This window comes from Acinetobacter sp. UBA3025, assembly GCF_002367915.1.
In the GTDB taxonomy this organism is placed as follows: Bacteria; Pseudomonadota; Gammaproteobacteria; order Pseudomonadales; family Moraxellaceae; genus Acinetobacter.
In genome coordinates, this window is record NZ_DFDO01000287.1 from 1 (window position 1) to 3,745 (window position 3,745).

4 protein-coding genes are annotated in these 3,745 nt (G+C 41.1%); all 4 read right to left on the bottom strand.

The window, feature by feature from the left end:
- Nucleotides 1–117: 117 nt before the first annotated feature.
- The gene (locus B4J23_RS12115; protein WP_125279558.1) at nucleotides 118–534 is read right to left on the bottom strand and encodes a GlcG/HbpS family heme-binding protein; all 417 of its coding nucleotides are present in this window, start codon (nucleotides 532–534) and stop codon (nucleotides 118–120) included.
- A gap of 118 nt (nucleotides 535–652) precedes the next feature.
- Nucleotides 653–1,954, bottom strand: coding sequence for a glutamate-1-semialdehyde 2,1-aminomutase (hemL, locus tag B4J23_RS12120; protein WP_125279557.1), 1,302 nt, complete (start codon nucleotides 1,952–1,954; stop codon nucleotides 653–655).
- Between the two features lie 39 nt (nucleotides 1,955–1,993).
- A complete protein-coding gene (thiE, locus tag B4J23_RS12125) occupies nucleotides 1,994–2,614 on the bottom strand; it encodes a thiamine phosphate synthase (RefSeq protein WP_004786336.1) in 621 nt (206 codons plus the stop codon).
- An 835-nt stretch (nucleotides 2,615–3,449) separates the two neighbouring features.
- Nucleotides 3,450–3,745 (bottom strand): DUF962 domain-containing protein (locus B4J23_RS12130; RefSeq protein ID WP_291360933.1); only part of this gene is annotated, 296 nt, incomplete at its 5' end.

Here is a 3,745-nt window from a genome sequence, read left to right on the forward strand (position 1 = left end):
ACTTTCGCAAGAGGTCTATTTTATTACTTAGAATCAAAAAAACCCAAGTAAACCAACTTGGGCTTTGTTAAATTTATTCATACTCACGATGATTTTGTATTTTCCAAATACTAACACCTAATTGTGTAGTACCAAAAACTTCTCAATCGCCTGCAGAGCAATCTCCGCATCTTGAAAAGACTTCACCCCAGAAACACCCATTGCACCCACTAACTGTCCTTGATACAAAATCGGTTCTCCACCTTCCAGCATGCCAGAAAAACTATCCATCGTCAGAAAGCCCATTTGACCGCCTTTGATAATATCTTCAAACAGCTTGGACGGACGGCGACTGATTGCAGAACAACGTGCTTTTTCCAGACACAGGTTTGCTGTCATCGGTGAAGCCCCATCCATACGCTTCATTGCCAGCAAATTACCAGTTTCATCAACAACAGCAATACTGACATTAAAGCCCTGCTCTAGCGCATATTCATAGGCCTGATTTAATAAGAATTCAGCATCGCTTAGAGTCAAATAATGTTTAGTTTGCATCCATCAATATCCCTAATTTTAGAATTTAATCTCCGCTAGCCCCTCTTTACTAAAGAGGGGGAATTTCAAAATTAGAATTCCCTCCTTTTCCAAAGGAGGGTTAGGGAGGATTTAAAACTTAAGCTTTCATTTCCGCAAAAGTTTCTTTCGCTGCTTGAATCGTGAATTCAATATCTTCATCACTATGCGCAGCTGAAATGAATCCTGCTTCAAATGCAGATGGAGCCAGGTTCACACCACGACTTAACATGCCATGGAAGAATTTTTTGAAAGCTTCAACATCACATTTCAGCATTGAATCAAAGCTGGTGATGTCTTCCTGATCCGTGAAGTACAGGCCAAACATACCGCCCACTTGCTGGGTCTTGAATGGAATACCGGCTTCATCCGCAGCTGCCTGTAAACCTGCAAGAAGTTTTTCAAGTTGTGCAGTCAATTTTTCATAAAAACCTGGCTCACGCAGATGTTTAAACATCTCGATCCCGGCACGCATTGCCAGTGGGTTACCAGACAAAGTACCTGCCTGATACACGTTACCTAATGGCGCGATGCATTCCATCACTTCACGCTTACCGCCAAAAGCACCGACTGGCAGCCCTGCACCAATAATTTTACCCAAAGTCGTTAAATCAGGAGTCACGCCATAATGTGCCTGAGCGCCCCCTAGACCAACACGGAAACCGGTCATCACTTCATCAATGATAAAGACTGAACCATGCTCGTCACAGACATCACGAATCGCTTGCAGGAAACCATCAATCGGTTTCACCAGATTCATGTTCCCTGCTACTGGCTCTACGATTACACCGGCAATTTCTGAACCGAACTTGGCAAAGCATTCTTTTAAAGTGGCGATGTCGTTATAAGGAAGGGTTAAAGTATGTTTGGCAAAATCAGCAGGTACACCCGCAGAAGTCGCTTCACCTTCGCCTTTAGTTAACAGGCCAGAACCTGCTTTTACCAGCAGCGAGTCAGAGTGCCCGTGATAACAACCTTCAAATTTCACGATCTTGTCACGTCCGGTATAACCCCGCGCCAGGCGGATCGCAGTCATCGTTGCTTCAGTACCGGAATTAGTCATACGAACCAATTCAATCGACGGCATGATGTCGCAAATAATATCTGCCAAAGTGGTTTCATGCACGGTTGGTGCACCAAAGCTTAAACCATCAACCGCTGCGTCTTGAACTGCTTTAATGATTGCTGGATGCGCATGACCCAGAATCATTGGGCCCCATGAACCGACATAGTCCACATAACGCTTGCCATCGACATCGTACAGATAAGCACCTTGGGCTTTCTCGATAAAGATAGGCGTACCGCCCACGCCATTGAAGGCACGTACAGGTGAGTTGACGCCACCCGGAATATGTTTATTGGCTTGTTTAAATAGTTGTTCTTGCTTTGGAGATAAACTCATGAGAATCACTCAACTCAAAAATACAATAAGAAATAAAAATTAAGCTTGTTCAGCAAATAGTTCCGACCAGTCATACACTCGTTGACCGACAGTCGACATTGAGCGACCCAATACATCACTAATGACTGCACAAAGGTCAGCGCCGGCTTCAATGACTTCTTTACCGTTTTCAACCGTCAAACCGCCAATAGCGCAAATAGGTACATTTAATTTACTTTTGGCTTGTTTTAAGGTTTCCAGACCAATATTACCTGCTTCTGGCTTGGTATCAGTCGCATAGATCGCGCCAAAGGCCACATAATTAGCCCCATCAGCAATGGCTTGTTCAGCAAGCTCAAGTGAATTATTACAACTGCGGCCAATCAATACATTTTTAGGCAAACGTTCAACAGCTTCCTGAATTGAGCCATCATCCTGACCCAAATGCACGCCTACGCCATATTTTACTGCAGTTTCTAAATCGTCATTAATCACAAATGGAACTTTGTACTGTTCGCACATTTGTTTCATATATTCGATTTCGTAAGCCTGATCTTCTTTCGCTACTTTTTTACGACGATACTGAAGTACCGCAACTTCATAAGTCGCCATTGCACCTTCAAGTTTTGCCAGGAGAAGTTCAATAGGATCATCATTGGTAATTAAATACAAACCGCGCATGACTGCCGCCATTCAAAATACATACGCTATTATAGGCATAAATGGGCGAGTTTCCCCATCCTAAACACTGAATAATACCCGATTCAGGTATTAGATTATTATTTGTACTTTTTATACAGGTGATTGATCAATATCCCTATTTTCAGTGATAGGCGGCTACGAGAATTTACGTTTTAATGGTTTTATAACAATAATGATAAAGTGTTAATGCTTACGCCCTCCGACAAACGCTTTTAGGATTTTGCAGATAACTTAATGGAGAAGTTGCAAAATTCTGAAAGCGATTTTTTTATGTCCGGATGTTACGATTCCTGTTTATAAAATTGCTGAAATACCATTAATCACAAAACTTAAAGAAAACTTCAAAATACCCAATTTCAGGGATAGGTCTACATGCATTAAAGGATTTAAATAAGTTCGAACACAACAAATAAATAGAAAAGCAAAAGCTGTGTTTTATCTACCAGATCCTTTCTAGCTTTGGGTAAACCGTTTATGGGGAGACGTGTCAAAGCTAGAAAGGATCGACCCATCTAAGCAGAACCGACCATCTCATCTTTCAAACTTGCTTCATTCATCTCGTGAATATTTTCTAAATCATTCAGATAAATTAAAAATAATGCACTGCACATCTTTCTATTTTTTTAAATATAAAAAAAGCCCGGAGAAGGTCGCTCCAGGCTTGGAAAACTGATTTATTCAGTGAATTATACTCTTTGATAAAATACTGAATAAGCAATAAAACAATTAATAGAATAATAACTCTACACTTGCAAGTGTTTTTATCGTTTTTATTGCAATACTTAAGCATAAATCCGATAAAACGTCATAAGCCCTAACTTGGAATTTTGTCATGCTTACGATCAACTAGATTCAGGTTACCACGTAATACATCGGCAAACATACGCCAGTCTGAAATAAAACTGTATAGCGGCTGTTTAAAGCTGGCCGGTTTATTCTTTTCAAAAATGAAATGACCAATCCAGGCACAGGCATAACCTGAGAGTATTCCATAGGCTAGATATTTGGCTTTACGCTGATGAAGGGCTTTGCTAAAAAAATATAAACCGATACTGCTGCCTGCGACATGCAAACGGCGGCTCATGATATGGCGATGCTCAGTCAGATAAA

Excerpts from the sequence above, each read along its gene's own strand:
- B4J23_RS12115 (WP_125279558.1), bottom strand. The coding sequence starts at position 534 with ATGCAAACTAAACATTATTTGACTCTAAGCGATGCTGAATTCTTATTA.
- hemL (WP_125279557.1), bottom strand. The coding sequence starts at position 1,954 with ATGAGTTTATCTCCAAAGCAAGAACAACTATTTAAACAAGCCAATAAA.
- thiE (WP_004786336.1), bottom strand. The coding sequence starts at position 2,614 with ATGCGCGGTTTGTATTTAATTACCAATGATGATCCTATTGAACTTCTC.